The 19574-nt window shown below is 72.5% G+C and carries 20 protein-coding genes; 12 read left to right on the forward strand and 8 right to left on the reverse strand.

The window, feature by feature from the left end; all coding sequences use genetic code 11:
- Window positions 1-126 precede the first annotated feature (126 nt).
- The 3 genes from ACYVC6_RS07060 to ACYVC6_RS07070 form a co-directional block, all read right to left on the reverse strand.
- Window positions 127-648: a CGNR zinc finger domain-containing protein gene (locus ACYVC6_RS07060; protein WP_460712367.1), complete on the reverse strand. Its 522-nt coding sequence runs from the start codon at window positions 646-648 to the stop codon at window positions 127-129.
- 27 nt (window positions 649-675) lie between these two features.
- The gene (locus tag ACYVC6_RS07065) at window positions 676-2313 is read right to left on the reverse strand and encodes a matrixin family metalloprotease (protein WP_460712369.1); all 1638 of its coding nucleotides are present in this window, start codon (window positions 2311-2313) and stop codon (window positions 676-678) included.
- Window positions 2314-2403: 90 nt separating this feature from the next.
- Window positions 2404-4695, reverse strand: a complete 2292-nt coding sequence (locus ACYVC6_RS07070; RefSeq protein ID WP_460712371.1) for a helicase-associated domain-containing protein — start codon at window positions 4693-4695, stop codon at window positions 2404-2406.
- 27 nt (window positions 4696-4722) lie between these two features.
- Between ACYVC6_RS07070 and ACYVC6_RS07075 the strand changes: the two genes are divergently transcribed.
- The 4 genes from ACYVC6_RS07075 to ACYVC6_RS07090 are packed head-to-tail and all read left to right on the forward strand — an operon-like array spanning window position 4723 to window position 8142.
- Complete coding sequence (locus ACYVC6_RS07075; RefSeq protein ID WP_460712373.1) at window positions 4723-5454, forward strand: PP2C family protein-serine/threonine phosphatase; 732 nt, start codon at window positions 4723-4725, stop codon at window positions 5452-5454.
- A 4-nt stretch (window positions 5455-5458) separates the two neighbouring features.
- Window positions 5459-6631, forward strand: a complete 1173-nt coding sequence (locus ACYVC6_RS07080) for an FHA domain-containing protein (protein ID WP_460712375.1) — start codon at window positions 5459-5461, stop codon at window positions 6629-6631.
- Window positions 6632-6635: 4 nt separating this feature from the next.
- Complete coding sequence (locus tag ACYVC6_RS07085; RefSeq protein ID WP_460712377.1) at window positions 6636-7718, forward strand: RDD family protein; 1083 nt, start codon at window positions 6636-6638, stop codon at window positions 7716-7718.
- A 10-nt stretch (window positions 7719-7728) separates the two neighbouring features.
- Complete coding sequence (locus ACYVC6_RS07090) at window positions 7729-8142, forward strand: SRPBCC family protein (RefSeq protein WP_460712379.1); 414 nt, start codon at window positions 7729-7731, stop codon at window positions 8140-8142.
- 24 nt (window positions 8143-8166) lie between these two features.
- On the opposite strand, the gene ACYVC6_RS07095 is transcribed toward ACYVC6_RS07090, so the two are convergent.
- Window positions 8167-8865, reverse strand: coding sequence for an aspartate/glutamate racemase family protein (locus ACYVC6_RS07095; RefSeq protein WP_460712381.1), 699 nt, complete (start codon window positions 8863-8865; stop codon window positions 8167-8169).
- Between the two features lie 72 nt (window positions 8866-8937).
- Between ACYVC6_RS07095 and ACYVC6_RS07100 the strand changes: the two genes are divergently transcribed.
- Window positions 8938-9828, forward strand: a complete 891-nt coding sequence (locus ACYVC6_RS07100; protein WP_460712383.1) for a LysR family transcriptional regulator — start codon at window positions 8938-8940, stop codon at window positions 9826-9828.
- Here ACYVC6_RS07100 and lepB read toward each other — a convergent pair.
- On the reverse strand, window positions 9825-10610 hold the full coding sequence (lepB, locus tag ACYVC6_RS07105) for a signal peptidase I (protein WP_460712385.1): 786 nt from the start codon (window positions 10608-10610) through the stop codon (window positions 9825-9827). The genes ACYVC6_RS07100 and lepB overlap by 4 nt on opposite strands.
- A 97-nt stretch (window positions 10611-10707) precedes the next feature.
- Between lepB and larE the strand changes: the two genes are divergently transcribed.
- From larE to ACYVC6_RS07120, 3 genes are read left to right on the forward strand one after another with little or no spacing between them, the layout of a single operon-like run.
- Window positions 10708-12135 (forward strand): ATP-dependent sacrificial sulfur transferase LarE, encoded by a 1428-nt coding sequence (gene larE / locus ACYVC6_RS07110; RefSeq protein WP_460712387.1) that lies wholly within the window; start codon window positions 10708-10710, stop codon window positions 12133-12135.
- Window positions 12132-12917 carry a GNAT family N-acetyltransferase gene (locus tag ACYVC6_RS07115; RefSeq protein ID WP_460712389.1) on the forward strand — a complete coding sequence of 262 codons (786 nt, stop codon included), beginning with the start codon at window positions 12132-12134 and terminating at the stop codon, window positions 12915-12917. Before larE ends, ACYVC6_RS07115 begins: the two co-directional genes overlap by 4 nt.
- On the forward strand, window positions 12917-13618 hold the full coding sequence (locus tag ACYVC6_RS07120) for a M50 family metallopeptidase (RefSeq protein WP_460712391.1): 702 nt from the start codon (window positions 12917-12919) through the stop codon (window positions 13616-13618). The genes ACYVC6_RS07115 and ACYVC6_RS07120 overlap by 1 nt, the downstream gene beginning before the upstream one ends.
- Before the next feature lie 30 nt (window positions 13619-13648).
- Here the strand turns inward: ACYVC6_RS07120 and ACYVC6_RS07125 are convergent, their stop codons facing one another.
- Window positions 13649-14044, reverse strand: a complete 396-nt coding sequence (locus ACYVC6_RS07125; protein ID WP_460712393.1) for a cold-shock protein — start codon at window positions 14042-14044, stop codon at window positions 13649-13651.
- A gap of 63 nt (window positions 14045-14107) precedes the next feature.
- The gene (locus tag ACYVC6_RS07130; RefSeq protein ID WP_460712395.1) at window positions 14108-15595 is read right to left on the reverse strand and encodes an MFS transporter; all 1488 of its coding nucleotides are present in this window, start codon (window positions 15593-15595) and stop codon (window positions 14108-14110) included.
- A gap of 83 nt (window positions 15596-15678) precedes the next feature.
- On the opposite strand from ACYVC6_RS07130, the gene ACYVC6_RS07135 reads away from it, so the two are divergent.
- Entirely contained in the window at window positions 15679-16467 is a 789-nt protein-coding gene (locus tag ACYVC6_RS07135; protein WP_460712396.1) for a DUF3027 domain-containing protein, read from the forward strand.
- A 122-nt stretch (window positions 16468-16589) separates the two neighbouring features.
- Here the strand turns inward: ACYVC6_RS07135 and ACYVC6_RS07140 are convergent, their stop codons facing one another.
- Entirely contained in the window at window positions 16590-16898 is a 309-nt protein-coding gene (locus ACYVC6_RS07140; RefSeq protein ID WP_460712398.1) for a DUF2530 domain-containing protein, read from the reverse strand.
- Between the two features lie 61 nt (window positions 16899-16959).
- On the opposite strand from ACYVC6_RS07140, the gene ACYVC6_RS07145 reads away from it, so the two are divergent.
- From ACYVC6_RS07145 to rpsG, 3 genes are all read left to right on the forward strand, one after another.
- A complete protein-coding gene (locus ACYVC6_RS07145; RefSeq protein WP_460712400.1) occupies window positions 16960-18441 on the forward strand; it encodes an NCS2 family permease in 1482 nt (493 codons plus the stop codon).
- 236 nt (window positions 18442-18677) lie between these two features.
- The gene (gene rpsL, locus ACYVC6_RS07150; RefSeq protein WP_028636428.1) at window positions 18678-19052 is read left to right on the forward strand and encodes a 30S ribosomal protein S12; all 375 of its coding nucleotides are present in this window, start codon (window positions 18678-18680) and stop codon (window positions 19050-19052) included.
- Window positions 19052-19522: a 30S ribosomal protein S7 gene (gene rpsG, locus ACYVC6_RS07155; RefSeq protein ID WP_460712402.1), complete on the forward strand. Its 471-nt coding sequence runs from the start codon at window positions 19052-19054 to the stop codon at window positions 19520-19522. The genes rpsL and rpsG overlap by 1 nt, the downstream gene beginning before the upstream one ends.
- Window positions 19523-19574: the final 52 nt, after the last annotated feature.

The following is a 19574-nucleotide window of genomic DNA, read 5'->3' on the forward strand; positions in this document are numbered from 1 at the left end:
GGCGGGCCTGGGGGGCGGTGAGTTTCACCGGGTAGCCGGTGAAACTCACGCTTAGCCGCTCAAACTTCAGCAGCGAAGGTCCAGTTTCACCGGCTAGCCGGTGAAACTCCGCGCCGGCCGCCGCCGTCACGCCACGCCCGCCTTCTGCCGCGCTCGGTAGGCCGCCACGTTGGCCCGCGACGAGCAGCGGTCCGAGCAGTAGCGACGCGAGGCGTTGGGGGAGGTGTCGACGTAGACGTTGGTGCACGGCGAGGCGTCGCAGATCCCGAGCCGGGTCGGGCCGAGGTCGCAGACCAGGAAGGCGAGGCCGATCAGCGCCTCGCCGACGAGGAGCTCGGCCACCGACTGGGACTTGGACGCCGCGTGGATGTGCAGGTCGCCGGCGTGGTCGGAGATGCGGGGGGTGACGGGGTAGCGGACCATCAGCTCGTTGAGCAGGTCGACGACCGTCTCACCGTCGTTCTCGGCGGAGGCCTCGAAGACCGGGCGCAGCTCGCGCTGGAACTTGCGTAGCAGCATGCAGTCACGGTCGATGCTCTGCTCGACGAGCCAGTCCCGGCCGGCCAGGTGCTCCTGGAGCGCGGCGACGTCCGGCAGGTCGGTGTTGAGCAGCACCGCCGACCGCTCGGCGTACCTGACGAAGTCCACCAACCGAGTCTAGGGAGCGAGCAAAGGTCAGGGTGCCGCCAGTGTGAACTGCCGCTTCACCACTGGTCCGTGCTGCCCGAAGTCGTCGATGGCGGCGAACAGCGCGCAATGCTGCTCCGTGCTGCCCCACGGCTCGGGGTAGAAGTACCAGAGGTCGGGGGTGTTCCAGTCCTGATAGCCGTCCCACCACTCGAGGTCGCCCGGCACCACCGCCGGGCACGTTCCGGGGAGCACCTCGATGCCGAGGTTGTAGGAGCCGCCGGGCGGGAGGCTCGCCGTCGCGCTCGCGGCCGAGGGGTCCTCCGTGTAGGTGCCCACGGCGCTCACCGTCGGTGTGACCGGCGGCGGCGGGACCTGCAGGACGACCTGGGTGCCGGCGCTGACCGTGCCCCAGTCGGTGACGGCGAACAGGCTCACGCACTGGGTCGCGTGGTAGGTCGAGAGGAACCAGGATCCTGGCGACTCGCTGTAGAGCCCGTCGGCCGAGCTTGGGTCGTACACCGTGGGGCAGGTGGCCGGGTCGTCGTCGCGCATCACGTTCAGCGAGGTGTGTTCGTCCGGTGGGGTCCAGCTCAGGTGGAAGCCGAAGGAGGCCGGGTCCCAGGTCGGCGCGCCCAGGGTGGGGGCGGCCGGCACCGGCGCGTAACGCGAGATCGCGCGGCCCGTCGCCGGCCTGGCGGCGCCGTACCGGTTCTCGATGTGGACCAGGTAGCACCAGGTGCCCAGTCCATAGGCGGGATCCGTCCAGGACCCGGCCTTCGGGTCCACACTGACGCGTCTCTCCCAGCTGTCCGGGGCGGCGGAGCAGGACGTGCCCTTCCAGACCGTGACGTAGACCTTCGTGCCGTCCCGGACTGTCGCGGGTGAAGCCCACGTGATGCGCACCGGCTTAGCCTCGGCGTTGCCGCCGGAGAACGTCACGTTCTTGAGCTCGCCCGGCAGCTCCTCGATCAGGCATGTCTTCGGCGGGCGCTTCGGCTTGCCGCCATACATCTGCGTGAACCGGCGCAGCAGCTTCTTGTCGATCCACCGGCAGTTGTAGTAGCCCGGCTTGCCGGGTGCCAAGGTGTCGCAGACGCCGAAGTTGTAGACCGGGTACATCAGCGCGCACTGCCCCGGCGTGTGGTCGAAGCCCAGCACGTGGCCGAGCTCGTGGGCGAAGAGCCGACCCACCCACACGCGGGTCGTGGGGTTGAACTGGTCGGCCTTCTTGTAGGCCGGCGAGAGGTAGACGTAGTTGCGGTGCTGGTAGCCGAGCGTGCCGACGCCGTCTGCGCCACCGGTGTCGCCGTAGCTGATGAGGAGCTTGGCTTTGCGCCTCGGGACCTCGACGAACTTGATCTTGCTGCCGCTCTCGTTCCAGTGCGCGATCGCCCGGTCGAGGCTCCAGTCCCACTTCGCGGGGATCTTCTCGAAGTAGGGGATGGTCCGCCCGGGCCACTTCCGAACCCGGGCGGCGACTGAGGACCGAGCCGGGCGGATCACGTCGTCGAGGAGGACACGCGGGGCGCCGTCCTCCGTGCCGACGTCGGGGGCTGACTTCCCACCGGCCCGCTCGGAGACCTGCGGCGGAGCCGGCGCCGGCGCGCCGTCCGCAGGCACGAGGGAGACGCCGGACAGCCCGAGCGCGACGGCCAGGGCAGTGATCGTGCGCATTCCCCGCATACCGGCGATCCTTGAACGCCCGTTCGTCGTCGCACGTCCGGGCACGCCGGACTTACCCAACCCCGGTGAGGCCGGGACCGGGTCCCACGCTCACAAGGGCTCGGCCGGACGGACCGTGGTGATCCGGTGGACCGCGAAGGTGCGGGTGTCGTCGGTGCGGTGGTCGTGGGCGGTCAGTACGCCGCCCTCGACCGACACCGGTTCGACCACGCGCTCGGTGCGGGTGCCCTGGTTGTCGACGTAGGAGATCACCACGACCGCCCCGACCTCGGCCGCGTCCCGGAGAGCGGCCAGGGACCCAGACGGCGTCGAGGCGGTCTCGCGCCCGGTGGGCCGGGAGGCCGCGGCGCGGTCGCCCGCCCGGATGGCGGTCACCACCGAGGCGACAGCGGCCGTACGCCGCGCCGCGCGGGCCGCGTCGACGCCCAGCGGCCCCTGGCCCTGGCGGTGCTCACGCGGCGTCCGAGCCCGGCGCAGGTCGGGTCGGGCGACGTGGACGGTGCCGTCGCCGGCCTCGACCACCGGTGCTGCCCCGAGGTCACGTAGCCGGGGGAGCAGAACGTCGATCGGGGTCGTGCTGGTCAGCACGGTGGGCGCGAGGCGGCGCAGGCCCAGGCCGGCGGACTGCGGGTGGTGCAGGAGCTCGGTGAGCGCGGTCTCGTCGTCGGCGCGCAGGTAGGCCTCGGCGTGCCCGACCCGGATGGTGCCGAAGGTGCGGGCGGTGTCGTCGACGAGGTATTCCAGGGGCTGCGGCACCGGCGTGCGCGAGACGGAGGCCAGGAACTCGTGCAGCTCGGTCGCCGTCCAGCCGATGTCGAGGGCTCGCCGGACCGAGGACGGGGTGAACCGGTAGACGGCGCCTCCGCCCCGCGACTCCACCTCGGCGACGAGCTGGAGCTTGCGGGCGAGGGCGGACTCCAGTGGTCCGGGTGCCACCGCGGTGAGGTCGGCCTGCAGGAGCACGTGCTCGACCGGCTGCGGCAGGAGGGCGGAGAGCGTCTTGCGCGCGGCCGCGTCGTCGTCGGTGAGCAGCAGCCGGGCGTAGGACGCCAGGCCGTCGAGGCCGGTGACGCCCAGCAGCGCCGCCTCGGTGAGCGTCCAGAGCACCTGGTCGGCGCGCAGCCGCGGGCGCCGGGGCCGCTGCCAGGACAGCAGCGCCACCACGGACGGGATCCCGGTGCCGGGAGCCAGGACCTCACCCGGCGGGAGCCCCTCCAGCGCGGCCAGGGTCATCCGCCGCGTCTCCGGCATGTGCACCGCCGCGAGCTCCGGGGCGAGCGCGTTCCACGCCTTGCCCGCCGGGTCGCGCGAGCCCACCAGTCCGGGCATCCGCGGGCTCTCGAGCCAGACCCGGGCCAGCGACGTCCAGCGCTCGGCGGTCGGCCGCAGGACCCAGGCGTCGAACAGGTCGGTCGGCAGCCAGACCGGGTTGCCGGACCCGTCCGCCACCGTCGTCACCAGGCCGGCGCCCGCGGCGGTCTCGACGAGCAGGGCGACGGTCGGCTCGTCCAGGTGCAGTGCCGTCGCGGTGGCCTTGAGGTCGCGCACCCCGAGCCCACCGCTGCGCAGCGCCGACGGCGGGGAGGCGCCCCACCTGTCCAGGAGCAGCTCGACGCGGCGTACAGCCTCGAAGGCGGCCCCCGCCGCGGCCCGGTCGACCTGCGCGGCGTCCCGGGTGCCGGTCGCGAGCAGAGGTGTGTCGTCGACCGGCTCGGCCGTCGTCCGGCCTCCGCGGACGGCGACTCCGACCTCCCCCGGCACCACTGCCGTGCCCGGGGTGCGGGCGACGAGCAGACGCCGCGACAAGAGCTCCTCCGCCGGGGTGGCGGCATCCTCCGGAAGCACGGTGACCCGGGCCGAGCCGGTGGTCGCCTCACCGCCGGCGGCGACGACGTGGTCGAGCAGGGCGCGGGCCGGTGCGGACAGCGCGCCGAGCGACTCCGCCACGGCGGTCGCGGGCGGGGGCGGGTCCGTGAACGGTCGCAGCCCGCTCACGCCCTGCTCGGGGCCGCCGACCAGGCCGTCGGCCACGCCGGTCAGCGCACGCAGCCCGCCGGTGGACTCCCACGCGAGGGCCAGCTCGAGCAGCCGGTCGACCGCCGCCGCCACGACGGAGGCGTCGGCGTTGACCAGCGCCTGCAACCGGGTCACGCTTGACCGCCCGGTCAGCACCAAGGCATCGAGCACGGCGAGCTCGGCGCGGGTGAGCTGGTCGAGCGCGCGCAGGATCGAGGACCTGGTGGCCGCCCGCGAGGCCAGCTGGGCCGAGTCGTGAGGAGCCGGGGTGGCCAGGTCGGGACGTTCGGAGAGCAGGCGGGAGAGCCGCTCGTCCGGCCAGCTGCGCAGCTGGCCGGCGAGCGAGCGAAATCCCGATGTGCTCATCAGACCAACGCTACTGGTCGGCCACTGATGGCCACGGAGCTCCGCTACGCCGGGCGGACCGACGTCGGCCTCGTGCGCGAGGTCAACGAGGACGCGTATGCCGCCGCGCCCCCGGTCTTCGTGGTCGCCGACGGGATGGGCGGGCACGCCGGAGGTGACGTGGCCAGCGCGATCGCGGTCGAGGAGCTCGCCCGGCTGGCCGGGTCGGCCTTCGACCGGACCGCCGCCGAGGACGCCGTCCTGGACGCGCTGGACCGGAGCCAGCGCCGGATCCAGGAGCACGCCGCCGGGAAGGTGGGCCGGGCCGCGCCCGGGACCACGGTCGTGGCGGCCGTGCTCGTCGAGTCGGACCGGCCGGCCTGGTTGGTTGTCAACCTCGGCGACTCGCGCGCGTATCGGATGGCGTCGGGTCGGCTGGAGCAGGTGACCCGCGACCACAGCCTGGTGCAGGAGCTCCTCGACGCGGGCGACATCACCGAGGAGCAGGTCGCCGACCACCCGGAGCGGCATGTCATCACCCGCGCCCTCGGCGGTCCCGGTCCCGCCGAGCCAGATCTTTTCTGGCTCGACGTCGCCGATGCCGACCGGCTGCTGCTTTGTTCTGACGGCGTCAACGGGTTCGTGGACGACGCCCACATCGCCCAGGTGCTGGCGACTGAGCCCGACCCCGGCGAGGCCGCCACCGCACTGGTCGACGCAGCCGCCGCGGCGGGTGGTGAGGACAACGCCACCGCCATCGTCGTCGATGTGGTGGGATGACTCCGTGTCTGGCACCCCGCTCCGGTCATACCGGCCTGGCACCTGGTTCGGCCTGGTCGGCCCGCGCGCTCTCGTGGCCCTGCCGCCGAGCGAGAAGGCGCGGGTGCCGGCGCTGTGGGAGCTTGTCGACGAGGGTGCCGGATTCGACGTCACCCTCGACGCACTGATCTCCGCCGGCCTGCGTGACCTGCCGGGCTTCGTCCTGGTCAGCACCGAGGACGACCAGACCGACGTGGTGATCCGCGGGCCGGCCGTGGCGACGTTCACCGTGCGCGGCGAGGAGGTGGTGGTCGAGGGGTCGAGCGCCACCACGTGGGTGGAGCGGGTGCTGCAGCACGTCGAGCGGATCCGCATCGAGCTCGAGTCCGGCGACGACGAGTCGGCCCCGTCCTACTTCGTGGACGCCGGGCTGTTCCGGGTCTCCCACCTCGAGGAGTCCCGGCAGGACCTCGAGTCAGGTCGGCCGGTGCGCGCGCTCCACGTCGTCGAGTCACCAGCGCCGCCCGCGTCGGGCGACGTCTTCGCGCTCGCCCCGGTGCCCGAGGTGCCGACGCCCGAGGAACCCGACCTCGAAGAGGCTGACTCCGAGGAGGCCTCTGTCGAGGAGGAGGCCGGGGACGAGGAGCCCGAGGACGAGTCGCCGATCTGGGCGCCCGTCGAGGAGTCCGCGGAGGTGCCGGTCCGGTCTCCGGAGCCCCCGGCCTGGACCCCGGCGCCACCCGACGACCATGACGGGCTCACCCTCACGGGCCCGCCGCTGCCCCCGCCGCCACCCCCGCCGGGCATCTCCGGCCAGCAGCCGGCCCCCGACGTCACCAAGGTGGTTGCCCGGTTGGTGATCAGCAGCGGCCAGACCGTCGACATCGACCGGGCCACGGTGATCGGCCGGGCGCCGGAGTCGAAGCACTACGCCGGGGACGACGCGCCGCGGCTGGTCACGGTGCCGAGTGCGCACTACGAGATCTCCTCGACGCACATCGAGGTGCGCCCCGGCACCGGTGCCGACCACGGCACGGCGGTGATCACCGACCTCGGCTCGACCAACGGGACCGTCGTCGTCCAGCCCGGGCTCGGCCCGACGGACCTAGCCCCGGGCGAGCCGGTCCAGCTGCTGCCCGGTGCGTTGATCGACATCGGCGACGGCATCACGATCCAGGTCACCCGTCCCGAGCAGTGACGCGATGACCACCGCCGCCCCGACCGCCCCGCCGGCCGCCGGCGCCGGGCTCGACCTGGTCCCGGCCGGGCTCGACCGCCGCTTCTACGCCTTCGTGCTCGACCGGCTGCTGCTCTGGAGCCTGTACGCCGCGGCCGCGGCGGGGGCCTACGCGTGGTTCCTCCGTGACGAGCGCTGGCTGCCCGGCCTCGCCGTCGTCGCGGGTGCGGTCCTGCTCCTGGTGCTGGCCTCCGCGGCCGGGCTGGGCCTGTGGGGCGTGTCCGCCGGCAAGGCCACGCTGGGCCTGCGGGTCGTCGACGTCGAGGATGGCCGGCCGATCGGCGTCCCACGCGCCCTGCTGCGCACGCTGTTGCTGGGGGTGGCCACGCTCCCGACGTTCGGCTTCGGGGCCGCCGCCCTGGCCTGGACCGCCGTCGCCGATCCCGCCGGCCGCCGCCGCGGTTGGCACGACCTGCGCGCTCGCTGCTGGGTGGTGGACGTCCGGCCGCCGCAGGAGCCCACGGTCGTCGAGGTCGAGCAGCCACGTCCGGTGGTCAACCTCACCGCGATGCGTCTGGTGCCTCAGTCTCCGACGCCGCCCGCTCGCCCGCCGTCGCTGCCGGTGCCGCACGACCCGGACGCTTCGGCCGCGGTCTCGCCGCGGCAGGGCCTGGGCTGGCCGCTGGTCGGCGGCACGCCGGACGGGTCGGGCCCGCCGCCCGCCGCGGAGCCGGTGCCGTCGGCTCCTGGGCGTCGGGTCCGTCAGGTGTCCCGCTGGCGGGTCAGGTTCGACACCGGCGAGGAGCTCGACGTCGGCGGGCTCGTCCTCGTCGGGCGCCGCCCGGAGCCACGGCCCGGGGAGCCGGTCGGCACCCTGCTCGCGCTCGCGTCGGCGGACATGTCGCTGTCGAAGACGCATGCGCAGTTCCAGGTCGTGCCCGACGGCGCCCTGGTCGTCATGGACCGGGGATCCACCAACGGCTCGGTCCTGGTCCGTGGCGGGCTCTACAAGAGGCTCGACGGCGGGCGGCCAGCGACGCTCAAGCACGGCGACCGGGTCCGGTTCGGAGACCGGGAGATGACGGTCGCGAGGCTCGACCATCAGTAAGGTCGCCGCCATGACGTTCGAGTACTCCCACACGGTGACGACGTCCGCCTCCCCGGCCGCGGTCTGGGCGCTGTGGAGCCATCCCGCGAGCTGGCACTCCTGGGACCCGGCGGTCGAGTCAGTCGCCTTCGAGGGCCACTTCGCGGAGGGTGCGGCCGGCAAGATGGTGCTCACCGGCGGCATCGAGGTGCCGGTGACGCTCGAGATCGTCGAGCCGGGCGCGCGCTACCTCGACCGGCTCACCATGGGCGACCTGGTGATCGAGATCGACCACGTCGTCCGCACGCACGAGGACGGTGCCGAGATCACCGTCAGCACGGTCATCGCCGGCCCCGGTGCTGACGACCTCGGGGCGATGGTCACGGCCGACGCCCCCAAGGCGCTCGAGACGCTGACGGCGATGGCGGAGGGCCGCGCGGGGTGAGATTCACCGGCTAGCCGGTGAAACTCACGCTCCGCCGTCCAGGGCCCAGTCGGCCGCCGCCTCGGCGTGGACACCGACCGAGTCCAGCAAGGGCAGTACGCAGTCCTCGGGCCGCAGCAGGAGGCCGACCTCGGTGCAGGCGAGCACGACCGCCTCGGCGCCGGCGTCCCGCAGTCGCGCGACGACCCCGGCGTACGTCGCCCGGGAGGTCGCCTCGATCCGTCCCAGCGTGAGCTCCTCGAAGATCACCCGGTCGATCTCGGTCTGCTCGGCGGGGCGCGGGACGTGGACCCTCAGGCCGTTACGGGCCAGCCGGCCGACGTAGAAGTCCTCCGCCGCGACCCACGAGGTGCCGAGCACGCCGACCTGGGACCAGCCGCGGGCGTGCGCGGCATCCGCGATCGCGTCGGCGATGTGCAGCAGCGGGACGTCGAGGGCCGCCTCGACCTCGTCGGCGACGCGGTGCATCAGGTTGGTGCAGATGGCCACTGCCTCGGCACCCGATCCCTGGCAGCGCACTGCCGCCTCGGTGAGCAGCCGGCCGGCACGCGCCCAGTCGTCGGTCTGCTGACAGTCGCGGATCTCGGCGAAGTCGAGCGACTCGAGAGCCACTCGGGCCGACGCGTGCCCGCCGCGGGTCGCGGCGACCTGTTCGTTGAGGACGCGGTAGTACTCCAGGGTCGAGTGCCAGCTCATGCCGCCGACAAGGCCGATCTTGCGCATGCGACCCATCGTGCGGCCGATCGGTGATCAAAGGAACCTCTGACTTCCTAGAGTGAGCCATAATCAGTCCTTATGGATGCACGACGGCTGCTCATCTTCCGCGAGGTCGCCCGGGCGGGCTCGATCAGCGCTGCCGCCCGAACCCTGGGCTGGACTCAGCCGGCCGTGAGCCAGCACCTCGCGGCGCTGGAGCGCGCGGTCGGGGTGCCGCTGCTGCTGCGTGGCCCGAGCGGGGTGCAGCTGACGGAGCCCGGGACCAGGCTCCTCGACCGGGCCGACCAGGTGGCGCTCCAGCTGCACCTGGCCGAGGAGGAGCTCGCCGACCTCACCGCGCTGCGACGGGGCCGGGCCCGGCTGGCCGCCTACCCCAGCGCGGCGGCCACGCTCGTGCCACGCGCGGTCGCCGGTCTGCGCTCCCGGCACCCGGACATCGATGTCGAGCTGACCGAGGCCGAGCCGCCCGAGGCCCTCGCGCTGCTGGAGTCCGGCGACGTCGACCTCGCCCTGGTCTTCGGCTACGACGGCGACCCGGCGGCGGGCCGGGGGCTCGTATGGCGGCCACTCGCCGCGGAGGCGGTCGCGCTGGTCCTCGCCGCGGACCACCCGCTCGCCGGGCGCCGGCGGCTGTCGCTGGCGCAGCTGGTCGACGAGCCGTGGATCGTGGGTTGCGAACGGTGCCGGGCGCACGCCGTCGCGCTCTGCGCCGCGGCCGGCTTCGCCCCGGCGGTCCGGCACGTCAGCGACGACTACGTCGTGGTGCAGAACCTGGTCGCAGTCGGGCTCGGCGTCACGCTGCTGCCGCACTCGGCGCTGGACGCCTACCGGCACCCGGGTGTGGTCACGCGCGAGCAGGCGTCGTTCGGCACCCGGACCTACGGGATCGTCCACCGTCCCGGAGCCGAGCGGGTGCCGGCGACCGCGGCCCTGGTCCGGCAGCTGGTCGGCCAGGGCTCCACCGACTAGCCCGTCTCGGGGTCCGGGACGTCCTCGAACGAGTCGGCCCGGCCGACGAACTCGGCCCGGCCCGGCGGCCAGGCGAGGGCGAAGACCTTGCCGACCACCAGGTCGATCGAGACGTAGCCCTCCTGGGGGTCGCAGCCCTCGTCCTTGAAGCACACGTGCACCGAGGAATCCGCGGAGTTGGCCCGGTTGTCGCCCATCACGAACAGGCTGTCCTCGGGCACCGGTCCCGCGGTCCAGTCGCACTTGCGCTGCCCGCCGGGCATCGGGCCCGCGCAGGCGCGCTTCCCGCGCAGCTCCGCGAGGTATCCGTCCTCGTCGATGGGCTCGCCGTTGACGCTGAGCCGGCCCTCCTCGTCGCAGCAGACGATCACGTCACCCTCGACGCCGATCACGCGCTTCACCAGGTGGCCGCCGGTCGGGTAGAGGCCGATCTTCGACAGCGCCCGCGCGAGGAGGTTCCGCGGTTGCGGGTTCTGCAGCCCGGAGAGCCAGTCGCCCGGGTCGTCGAAGACGATCACGTCGCCGCGCTGGGGCTCGCCGTTCCAGTAGGACGGCTTCTGCACCAGGATCCGGTCGTTGACGACCAGCCCCGGCTCCATCGACTCCGAGGGGATGTAGAACGACTGGACGAAGAAGGTCTTGACGACCAGCGCCAGCAGGATCGCGAAGCTCAGCAGCAGCAGCGTCTCCCTGAGCGCGCGCCCCGGACTGTCCTTCTTCGTCTTCGCGTCCTCCTTGTCAGAGGGCGGGCCGGTCTCAGGGCCGGCGTCCGGGGAGGTCACGCGGTGACCCTACCGACCACGTGCACGTGGTCGGCGGTCACCGCGCCACGACCGGTCGGGGCCGATCCCTCGAACACACATTGCCTACGCTGGCGCCATGTCGACGTCGCACCCACCCCTTGCCGTGGGTTTCGACCTGGACATGACGCTCATCGACACCGTGCCCGGGTTCGCGCGGACCCTGGAGGCGCTGGGAGCCGAGCTCGGCGTCGAGTTCCCCCTTGCCCAGCTGACCTCCAAGCTCGGTCCTCCGCTGGAGACGATGCTCGAGCCCTACCTCGACCCGGAGGCGATCGGTCCGGCCGGCGAGCGGTTCCGCGAGCTCTATCCGTCGTACGCCATCGAGTCGGTGCCCGTGCTGCCCGGCGCGCACCAGGCACTGGCCGCCGTACGCCGTCATCGCGGCCGCACCGTCGTGGTCACCGGCAAATACCCTGCCAACGCTCGGCTGCACCGCGACCATCTCGGGCTCGACGTCGATGTGCTCGAGGGCTGGGTGTGGGGCGTCGGCAAGGCGGAGGTGCTGCGCCGCGAGGGCGCGAGCATCTACGTCGGCGACCACGTGCACGACATCGAGGGGGCGCTGGCCGCGGACGCGGTGAGCGTGTCGGTGCTGACCGGCGGCTGCACCCGCGAGGAGCTGCTCGACGCGGGCACCCACGCGGTGCTCGAGTCGCTGGAGGAGTTCCCGGCCTGGCTGGACGAGCACCTGCTGACGACCCGGCTGGCGGCGCTCGAGGCCGACCTCCGTGACCGCGGCTCGGTGCTGGTGGCCTACAGCGGCGGCGCCGACAGCGCCTTCCTGCTCGCCGCCGCGGTCGGGGCGCTCGGAGCCGACCGGGTCGTCGCAGCGACCGGCTACTCCCACTCTCTGCCCGAGGCCGAGCGCGACCCGGCGCGGGCGTTCGCCGAGTCCCTCGGCGTCGAGGTGCTGACACCGGAGACCCACGAGATGGACCGCGAGGGCTATCGAGCCAACGGCTCGGACCGTTGCTTCTTCTGCAAGGCCGAGCTGGTCGAGGTGCTCTCCTCGATCGCTGCCGAGCGCGGGCTGGCCGTAGTCGCCACCGGCACCAACGCCGACGACGCGGTCGCCGGCTTCCGGCCCGGCATCCGCGCCGCTGACGAGCGCGGTGCCGTGGCCCCGCTGCGAGATGCCGGCCTGACCAAGGCACAGGTCCGTGAGGCGTCGCACCGGTGGGGCCTGCCCACCTGGGACAAGCCCGCCGCCGCCTGCCTGTCGTCGCGGGTGGCCTACGGCGTCGAGGTCACGCCGCACGCGCTGGCCCGGGTGGAACGGGCCGAGGCCGTCGTACGCCGAGCCCTCCCCGCCGCCCGCAACCTGCGGGTGCGCGACCTGGGCGGCGACCGGGCGTCCGTGGAGATCGACGCCGATCTCCTGCCGCTGGACGCCACTGTCGCGACGCGGGTCCTGGACGGCGTGCGCGAGGCCGGCTTCGAGCTCGCCGAGGTCGACCCGCGCGGGTTCCGGTCGGGGTCGATGAACGAGGCTCTCGCGCAGTGACGTTGGACGCCGCCGACGTGCTCGCCCGGGCCGCCGAGTGGGTGTGGGTGCCGCCGTTCGCCCGCGAGGTGCGGACGCCGGAATACCGGGTGGTCGCGTTCCCGGACCACTTCGCCGAGCCGACCGTGGCGATGCCGGCGTCCTTCGAGTCGATCCGCGACCCGCAGGGGATCGTCGACGACATCCTGTGGGCTATGGCCGAGCTCGGCCGGGAGCAGGTCGCGATCATGGGGCTGGGAGACCTGACCCGTCCGGTAGGGCTCGAGGCGTACCTGGTCGACCGGGGAGCGACCCTCTGCGAGACCCTCGTGGTCCTGGCCCTCGACCTGACCGCGGCGCCGGTCGACCTCGACGTCCCCGCCGACGTCGCGGTCCGTGAGGTAGACGACCTCGAGACGCTGGGCGACTACGACCGGATCGGCGTGGACGTCTTCGGCGGCACGCTGCGCACCGAGGAGGAGCTCCAGTCCTCTCTCGCCTCCATCGCCGACGGCGGCCGTGACCCGATGCTGGTCGCCTACCGCGGGGACGCGGCACTCGGGACCGGAGGCTTCAGCGTGGCCGGCGACGTGCTCCGGCTGTGGGGAGGCGCGGTCGTCGCGGAGGCCAGGGGCACGGGTGTCTACCGCGCGGTGCTCGACCATCGACTGCGCGTCGGCCGGGACCGCGGCTGCCGGCTGGCGCTGGTCAAGGGCCGGGTCGAGACCTCCGCGCCGGTGTTGCGCCGGGCCGGCTTCGCGGCGTACGGCGAGGAGCGGGCCTACCGCCTGTCCATCGGCTGATGGATCTTGCGGAGATCTGGGACCGAGTCGTGGCCCGCCAGCCGGTGCCGGACGCGTCGTTCGTGCTCGCGACCGGCGTGCTCGCACTCCTCCTCGTGCTGGTCGCCTGGCCGCAGGTGCGCCTGGGCATCACCGTGGTGCACGAGGCCGGCCACGCCCTGGTCGCCGTCCTTGCCGGCCGCCGGCTGAGCGGCATCCGGTTGCACTCGGACACCTCGGGGCTGACGGTGTCGCGCGGGAAGCCGCGGGGCCCGGGCATGGTGGCGATGCTCGCCGCCGGCTACCTCGCCCCAGCGCTGCTGGGCCTCCTCGCGGCGTTCCTCCTGGCCGACGGCCGCGGCGTCGCGCTGCTCTGGCTGCTGGTCGTGCTGCTCGCGGGGCTGCTGGTCTGGGTGCGCAACGGCTACGGCCTGCTCGTCGTGCTCCTCGGCGGCGCAGCCCTCTTCGCGCTGACGTGGTGGGGCTCCGCACAGGTCCAGGCGGTGGCGTCGTACCTCGTCGCCTGGCTGCTCCTGCTCGCCGCGCCCCGCCCGCTGCTCGAGCTGCTGGGTTCGCGCCGTACCCGTGGACGTACGTCCGACCCCGACCAGCTCGCCACCCTCACCCACGTCCCGGCGGTGGTGTGGACCGTGCTCCTGCTGGCTGCCAACTGTGCCGGGCTCGTGCTCGGGGTCGGGATGCTGGCGCCGGAGCTGGTGTGAGCCGGGCTGACGGGCGGGAAACCGCCAGCGCTACAGCTCCAGCTCGTCCGCGATCTCCCGCAGCACCTTGGCGACCGGGCGCGCGTGGGCACGGTCGGGGTGGCGGCCGTGCCGGTAGGCCTCGCCGATGCCGTCGAGCAGGCGGATGAGGTCCTCGACGATCGGGACCATCTCGTCGGGCTTCTTGCGCTTGCCAGCGGAGATGTTGCGGCTGACCGACGCTGGCGCGTCGAGGACGCGCACCTGCAGCGCCTGCTCGCCGCGACGGCCTTGGGCGATCCCGAACTCGACGCGGGTGCCGGACTTCAGGGTCGTGACGCCGTCGGGAAGGGCCTCGGACCGCACGTAGACGTCGGGCCCGTCCTCCTGAGACAGGAAGCCGAAGCCCTTCTCGGCGTCGTACCACTTCACCTTGCCAGTGGGCACGGCTCAGACCTCTTTCGCGTGTTCATGGGGGATCGTCGGGCGCTCGGGCGACAGCAGCCGAGCCTATCCGGCCTCCGTGACGCCCTGTACCCGGTTTCGTTCCGGGTGTACGCCGCCCCCGGGCCGGTGCCGCGGCCGGGTGGCGATGACGGAGAGCGACCAGGCCACCAGCACGGCGAACGCCACCAGCAGCCCGAGCCGTGGTGGGTCCAGGGGCAGGGCGATGCCGACGAAGCCGCCGATGACCCACGCGAGCTGGCAGGTCGTGTCACTGCGCCCGAAGGCGCTGGCCTGCACGAGTGTCGGGACGTGGCGCTGGATGGTCGCGTCGAGGGAGAACTTCGCGATGGCCTGCGACAGCCCCGCGACCAGGCCGAGCAGGGCGAGCGACCACACGCCGTAGAACAGGGCGGCGACCAACGTAGCGGCAGCGCCGGCGAGCAGGGCGGCCACCACGGCGACCGCTGGGGTGATCCGGCTCAGCGAGGAGGCCGTCACCGTCCCGAGGGTCCGGCCGAGGCCGGCGGCGCCGACGACGATGCCGATCATCACCCCCGCGCCGAAGCCGCTGTCGGGCCGCACGTCGGGGTCGCGGAGCAGGAACGCGACGAACATCAGCAGGAAGCCGCTCAGGAACCAGGGCCCGAGGTTGGCCCGCAGCGCGAACGCCACCGGTCCGGGGATCCGGGTGCGCAGGCGCCCGCGCCGCGACCTGCTGCCCTCCTTGCCGCGCCAGGCCAGCTCGCCCTCGCCCTCGCTGGAGTCGACGGCGGCCGGCAGCCGGATCGCGCAGATCGTCGCGACCACAAACAGCACGAAGGCATAGCGCAGCGACCACTCCGACCCGGCCAGCGACGCCAGTCCGGCGATGGGCGCCGAGACCGACGCCCCGATGATCCCCGAGAGCGAGACCCGCCCGTTGGCCCTGACGAGGGTGAAGGCGCGGGGGAGGAGCCGGGGGACGGCGGCGGCGCGGGTGACGCCGTAGGCCTTGGACGAGACGAGTACGCCGAGCGCCGCGGCGAACACCAGCGGCGAGCCGTCGTCGACCGAGGAGGCCAGGACCCAGCACAGGAACGCGCGGATCGCCATCGTGCTGCCGATCGCCCACCGACGACCGTGGGCGAACCGGTCGAGGAAGGGCCCGATCAGCGGCGCGACGATCGCGAACGGCAGCATCGTGAGGCCGAGGAACAGCGCGACCTGCCCGCGGGCCTCGCCCGAGGGCACGGCGAAGAAGAGGCTGCCGGCCAGCGAGATCGCGACGGCCGCGTCGCCCGCGGTGTTGAAGACGTGCAGCTGGATCAGCCGCGACAGCCCGGACTCGGCAGCGCCGTGCGCCTCCGAGGCGCGGCGCGCCTGGGCCACGGTGTAGCGGCTCGCGCGGGTGGTCCCGCGGGCCAGACCGGCCAGTCCCCGGCCGGTCGCCCGGGTGCTCGTGGCCAGACCGCGCCCGACCCGGCGGGCGAGTGACATCGTCGACTTCGGCGGTCCGGCGTCCGCGGGGCCGGCGTCGGGACGGGGGTCCCGCCAGCGCTGCTCGTCGGACATGCGCTCATCCTGCCCTGCATCGCGGACGCCCCGAAGGACCGGCCGACCTGACACCGCCATGGTCCATCAGTCATGCTTCGTCCGTGAACGCGATCCCGGCTGTGACCACGCGCGGCAAGGTCGACAGCGTCGCCGCGGCGGCGGTCGAGACCGCCCGGAGCGCGCTCGTGGACGACGTCGGCCAGGCCGACGTGGGCGAGCACCTCGGGGCGGTGGCCGAGGGCGAGCGGGTGGTCACCCACCGGTTCGCCTGCACCCGCAAGGGCTACGTGGGTTGGCACTGGTCGGTGACCGTGGCCCGTGCGTCGAGGCAGCGCCACGTCACCGTCGACGAGGTCGTGCTGGTCCCCGGCGACGCGGCGATCGTGGCCCCCGAGTGGGTGCCCTACCGCGAGCGGCTGCAGCCCGGCGACATGTCGCCCGGTGACCTGCTCCCTGTCGAGGACGACGACCCGAGGCTCGTGCCGACCTACTCGTTCGGCGACGACCCGCTCGACACCGACGACAAGGCCCAGATCCGGCAGGTCGCCAAGGACCTCGGACTGGGTCGGGTGCGCACGCTATCCCCCGAAGGCCGCGACCTCGCCGCAGAACGCTGGGCCGAGGGCGACGGGGGGCCGGACTCACCGATCGCCCAGGCGGCGCCCGACCGGTGCTACTCGTGCGGCTTCCTGATGCGGCTCGCCGGCCCACTCGCCGAGTACTTCGGCGTCTGTGCCAACGGCGACGCGAACGACGACGGCCGGGTGGTCACCTTCGACCACGGCTGCGGCGCCCACTCCGAGGTGCGGCTGGCCAAGAAGCACGAGCCGGTGCCGATCCCGGACCACGTCTTCGACACGCTGACGGTGGATGAGGTTGAATCGTTCTGAGCTGAGCGGCGCGAGGAACGAGCGCCGGTCAGCTCCACCCTCGATTCAAGGTTGAGGAGCCGTGCGACCGAGGAACGAGGTCGCAACCGGCGTCTCGAAACCAGGTGAGCCGGGGCTGGAACTCAACCCAACGGGTCGGTGCCGATCTCCTCATCGTCGCGCTTCCGCCGCGCCACCCGCCGACGCCGGCAGTACTCGATGCCGAACAACCCCAGCCCGAACCCGGCCAGGCACGTCCACAGCCACCAGGTGCGGCCGTCGTCGGCGAGCGAGCCGTAGAACGGCAGCAGCGCGATGAAACCGATCAGGAAGGCGATCGTGCCGACCTCCACGGTGCGCACGCCGTCGAGGTCGAGCGGCTCGACGTCGGCGACGATGTAGGTCCGGTTGCCGATCTCGTGCTTCGTCGGCTGGTTGTCACGGAGCTCCACGGACGCAGCGTAGCCCGGTCACACGACCGTTACACGCGGCCATTTCCCTGACTCCGTCGAGATGCCAGGATCACCACCCGTGAGCACTCGGAGCACCACTCAGACCAGCGACGCGCCCTCCGGCCTCGACAGGTTCTTCAAGATCCACGAACGCGGCTCCAGCGTCGGACGCGAGGTCCGCGGCGGGATCGTCACGTTCTTCACGATGGGCTACATCATCGTGCTCAACCCGCTCATCCTCGGGTTCGCACCAGACGTGGAGGGAAACTTCCTCGGGGGAGGCACCGGTGACGGCAGCAACCTGGCCGCCATCGCGGCGGGCACGGCGCTGGTCGCCGGGGTGCTCACCATCCTGATGGGGGTGGTCGCCAACTACCCGCTGGCTCTGGCCACCGGACTCGGCCTCAACGCGTTCGTCGCGTTCGCGATCGCCAGCGAGATGACCTGGGCGGACGCGATGGGGCTGGTGGTCATCGAGGGCGTGATCATCCTGGTGCTGGTCCTGACCGGCTTCCGGGTGGCGGTGTTCCACGCCATCCCCGCCCAGTTGAAGGTCGCCATCTCGGTGGGCATCGGCCTGTTCATCGCCCTGATCGGCTTCGTGGACGCCGGCTTCGCGGGCAACGCCACCGCGGTGCCGCTGCAGCTCGGACGGGTCGGCGAGCTCCAGGGCTGGCCGGTGCTGGTGTTCGGGATCGGCCTGACGCTGCTCGTCGCGCTGTGGGTGCGCAAGGTCAAGGGCGCGATCCTCATCTCCATCGTCGTCATGAGCGTCGTCGCGATCGTCATCGAGTCCATCGCGGACCTCGGGCAATACAGCGCCGACAACCTCAAGGGCTGGGCGCTCACGGTGCCCAAGCTGCCCGACGACCTCGTCAGCACGCCGGACTTCGACACCCTGGGCGAGTTCAGCCTGATCGGCTCCTTCGACCGGGTGGGCATCATCGCCGCGGTGCTGCTCGTGTTCACCCTGATGCTCGCCGACTTCTTCGACACGATGGGCACGATGACGGCGATCGGTGCCGAGGCCGGCCTCCTCGACGAGGACGGTACGCCGCCCAACACCCAGCGGATCCTGGTCGTCGACTCGGTCGCCGCCGCGGCCGGTGGCCTGGCCGGAGTCTCGTCCAACACCAGCTACATCGAGTCGGCCTCGGGCGTCGGCGAGGGCGCCCGGACCGGTCTCGCCTCGGTCGTCACCGGCCTGATGTTCCTAGTGGCCATCCTGCTGGCCCCGCTGGTCTCGCTGATCCCGTCCGAGGCTGCGGTCCCGGCGCTGGTGCTCGTGGGCTTCCTGATGATGCAGCAGGTCACCGAGATCGACTGGAACGACGTCGAGATCGCCCTCCCTGCGTTCCTCACCATCGTTCTGATGCCGTTCACCTACTCGATCACGGTGGGTATCGGCGCCGGCTTCGTGGCCTACGTGCTGATCAAGGTGGTGCGCGGCAAGACGAGCCAGGTCCACCCGCTGATGTGGGTCGTCGCGGGCCTGTTCCTCGTCTACTTCGCGATCAGCCCGATCACCGACTGGCTGACCTAGCATCGGGGACGTCGACAGGGAATCCCGATTGGTCTTCACCGCCCGCCGCGAGTAGTCTCGATCCTCGGGTCTGACGACCAGACCCTTCGGCGTGCCCGCCGACCACCGGCCCACTGAGCAGTTCACCGGCCGGCGGAGCCGGGGGCCCACATCGAGGCACAAGCACGGACGCAACACCACCGTGCCCGGCAAGGCGCTGGGCCGTGACGAGAGAACACGAAAGGGAACCAACCAAGGTGCCCACCATCAACCAGCTGGTCCGCAAGGGCCGCCAGGACAAGGTGTCCAAGAACAAGACGCCTGCCCTGAAGGGTTCGCCCCAGCGACGCGGCGTCTGCACGCGCGTCTACACGACCACCCCGAAGAAGCCGAACTCCGCCCTCCGCAAGGTCGCCCGCGTGCGCCTGAGCAGCGGCGTCGAGGTCACGGCCTACATCCCGGGCGTCGGCCACAACCTCCAGGAGCACTCGATCGTGCTCGTCCGCGGTGGCCGGGTGAAGGACCTCCCCGGTGTCCGCTACAAGATCATCCGCGGCACGCTCGACACCCAGGGCGTCAAGAACCGCAAGCAGGCTCGCAGCCGCTACGGCGCCAAGAAGGAGAAGAGCTAATGCCCCGCAAGGGTCCCGCCCCGAAGCGGCCGCTCGACGTCGACCCGGTCTACGGGTCCCAGCTGGTCACCCAGCTCGTCTCCAAGGTGCTGCAGGACGGCAAGAAGCAGGTCGCCCAGCGCATCGTCTACACCGCCCTCGAGGGCTGCCGCGAGAAGACCGGCACCGACCCCGTCGTCACGCTCAAGCGCGCGATGGACAACGTCAAGCCGGCCATCGAGGTCAAGTCCCGCCGGGTCGGTGGCGCGACCTACCAGGTCCCGATCGAGGTCAAGGGCACCCGTGGCACCACCCTGGCGCTGCGCTGGCTCGTGGGCTACGCCCAGGACCGCCGTGAGAAGACCATGTCCGAGCGGCTGATGAACGAGATCCTCGACGCGTCCAACGGCCTCGGTGCCGCGGTGAAGAAGCGCGAGGACACCCACAAGATGGCCGAGTCCAACAAGGCATTCGCCCACTACCGCTGGTGACGGCGGCCGGCCGCCACCCATCGGTGGCGGCCTGCGCCCACCTGCACACAAA

The organism is Nocardioides dilutus (assembly GCF_054779555.1).

Bases quoted from the DNA above. Each gene is read 5' to 3' on its own strand.
- ACYVC6_RS07065 (WP_460712369.1), bottom strand. From the start codon at position 2,313: ATGCGGGGAATGCGCACGATCACTGCCCTGGCCGTCGCGCTCGGGCTG.
- ACYVC6_RS07070 (WP_460712371.1), bottom strand. From the start codon at position 4,695: ATGAGCACATCGGGATTTCGCTCGCTCGCCGGCCAGCTGCGCAGCTGG.
- ACYVC6_RS07075 (WP_460712373.1), top strand. From the start codon at position 4,723: ATGGCCACGGAGCTCCGCTACGCCGGGCGGACCGACGTCGGCCTCGTG.
- ACYVC6_RS07085 (WP_460712377.1), top strand. From the start codon at position 6,636: ATGACCACCGCCGCCCCGACCGCCCCGCCGGCCGCCGGCGCCGGGCTC.
- ACYVC6_RS07090 (WP_460712379.1), top strand. From the start codon at position 7,729: ATGACGTTCGAGTACTCCCACACGGTGACGACGTCCGCCTCCCCGGCC.
- ACYVC6_RS07095 (WP_460712381.1), bottom strand. From the start codon at position 8,865: ATGCGCAAGATCGGCCTTGTCGGCGGCATGAGCTGGCACTCGACCCTG.
- ACYVC6_RS07100 (WP_460712383.1), top strand. From the start codon at position 8,938: ATGGATGCACGACGGCTGCTCATCTTCCGCGAGGTCGCCCGGGCGGGC.
- larE (WP_460712387.1), top strand. From the start codon at position 10,708: ATGTCGACGTCGCACCCACCCCTTGCCGTGGGTTTCGACCTGGACATG.
- ACYVC6_RS07120 (WP_460712391.1), top strand. From the start codon at position 12,917: ATGGATCTTGCGGAGATCTGGGACCGAGTCGTGGCCCGCCAGCCGGTG.
- ACYVC6_RS07130 (WP_460712395.1), bottom strand. From the start codon at position 15,595: ATGTCCGACGAGCAGCGCTGGCGGGACCCCCGTCCCGACGCCGGCCCC.
- ACYVC6_RS07145 (WP_460712400.1), top strand. From the start codon at position 16,960: ATGCCAGGATCACCACCCGTGAGCACTCGGAGCACCACTCAGACCAGC.
- rpsG (WP_460712402.1), top strand. From the start codon at position 19,052: ATGCCCCGCAAGGGTCCCGCCCCGAAGCGGCCGCTCGACGTCGACCCG.